Annotated in this window: 2 protein-coding genes and 1 tRNA gene; all 3 read left to right on the top strand. The window is 40.4% G+C overall.

Going from position 1 to position 2,047, the window contains the following annotated elements; genetic code table 11:
• Positions 1 to 830 (top strand): 4-(cytidine 5'-diphospho)-2-C-methyl-D-erythritol kinase (ispE, locus tag J671_RS24620; protein WP_031983775.1); only part of this gene is annotated, 830 nt, incomplete at its 5' end.
• Positions 829 to 903 (top strand) — tRNA-Gln (locus tag J671_RS0105400). The genes ispE and J671_RS0105400, both read left to right, overlap by 2 nt.
• 36 nt (positions 904 to 939) lie before the next feature.
• Entirely contained in the window at positions 940 to 1,890 is a 951-nt protein-coding gene (locus J671_RS24615) for a ribose-phosphate pyrophosphokinase (RefSeq protein WP_031982366.1), read from the top strand.
• Positions 1,891 to 2,047: the final 157 nt, after the last annotated feature.

Below are 2,047 nucleotides of genomic sequence, written 5' to 3'. Positions count from 1 at the left end.
TTCGAGTTCCTTCTCCAGCCAAGCTCAACCTGTTTTTACATATAACGGGACGTCGTGAAAATGGTTACCATGAATTACAAACCATTTTTCAACTCATTGATTTATATGACTGGATGACTTTTTCCCCTATTGAGAAAGATGAAATCCAGATTGAAGGTTTAGGTGAGGTTCAACTTGAGCAGAATCTGATTTATCGGGCTGCTCAAATATTAAAACCGCATGCAAAAAAATTGTGTGGCCTACACATTAGCATTGAAAAAAATATTCCAATGGGTGCAGGTCTAGGCGGAGGTTCTTCGAATGCCGCCACAACGCTCATTGTTTTAAATCAATTATGGCAATGTGGCCTAACTCAGACAGAGCTTGCTGACTATGGTGTAAAACTTGGTGCTGATGTTCCTATTTTTATTTATGGTAAAAATGCATGGGCTGAAGGTATTGGTGAACATTTAACATTCATAGACTTAGATCAAAAACAGTTCATTATTTTAAAACCTGATTGTTTTATCAGCACTCAATTGCTTTTTTCACAAAAAACATTGACAAGAGACACTAAGACCACTAAATTTTGCGCCTATCAGTTAGAACCTTCTAATTTTGGAAATAACTTTGAGCCTTTGGCTAGAAAGTTATACCCTGAAGTTGAAGAAGCAATGCAATATCTTGATCAATTTGGTCATGCAAAGCTTACAGGTACAGGTGCTTGTGTTTTTACTGAAGTAACCAATGAAATGAATGTTGATGACATTCTTAAACATGCACCATGTAAAGCTTACTTGGTACGTAGTTTAAAAGAATCTCCTTTACATCATTTTAAAGTTGCAAGTTAGGGGCGTCGCCAAGTGGTAAGGCAGCGGGTTTTGATCTCGCCATCCGTTGGTTCGAATCCAGCCGCCCCTGCCATCTATTTCATTACATACCAACCGCCAAGGGTGCTTCATGCCCAATCTTGTCGTTTTTAGTGGAAATGCTCATCCACAGTTCGCTCAAAAAGTCGTAAGTCACTTACATATCCCTCTAGGTGCTGCATCAGTCGGTCACTTTTCTGATGGAGAAATTTCAGTAGAAATTACTGAAAATGTTCGTGGTAAAGACGTATTTATCGTTCAGCCTACTTGTGCGCCTACCAATGATAACCTTATGGAAATCTTGGTTATGGCAGATGCTTTGCGTCGTGCAAGTGCTGGTCGTATTACCGCTGTTATTCCTTATTTTGGTTATGCTCGCCAAGACCGTCGTCCACGTTCTGCACGTGTGCCGATTACAGCTAAAGTTGTTGCAGACATGCTTACCACTGTTGGTATTGATCGTGTCGTAATGATTGATTTACATGCTGACCAAATCCAAGGTTTCTTCGATATTCCAGTCGACAACATCTACGGTACTCCTGCTTTGCTTGCTGACTTACGTCAACAACAACATGATAACCTTATGGTGGTTTCTCCTGACGTTGGTGGTGTAGTACGTGCTCGTGCTGTTGCCAAACATATGGGTGACATCGATTTAGCAATTATCGACAAACGTCGTCAAAAAGCCAACGAATCGCAAGTTATGCATTTGATTGGTGATGTAAAAGATCGTGATTGCGTTATTGTAGATGACATGGTTGATACTGCTGGTACATTGTGTAAAGCAGCTGATGCACTTAAGCAATTTGGTGCACGTCGTGTTGTTGCATATGCAACTCACCCTGTACTTTCAGGTAAAGCAATTGAGAACTTACGTAACTCAGTAATTGATGAGTTAGTCGTAACTGACACAATTCCTCTTTCTGAAGAAGCATTGAACTTGGGCAAAATCCGTCAAGTTTCTGTTGCTAGCATGGTTGCTGAAACGATTCGTCGTATTAATAACGAAGAGTCTATCAGCGCGATGTTCGATAGTTTATAATATTGCAGCTTTTTCTTAACCCTGGCCTTGGCTGGGGTTTTCTATCACTAAACTGGTCGCAAGTTTAGTTTATTTAATCTTTAATGAGGATTTATCTCATGGCAAACTTCGTATTCAACGCTCAAGCGCGTGCTGAAGACAAACAAGGGAAAGGTGC

It is taken from the genome of Acinetobacter sp. 1130196 (genome assembly GCF_000588095.1).
Taxonomy (GTDB): Bacteria; Pseudomonadota; Gammaproteobacteria; order Pseudomonadales; family Moraxellaceae; genus Acinetobacter; species Acinetobacter nosocomialis.
This window is presented reverse-complemented; position numbering and strand designations above follow the sequence as displayed.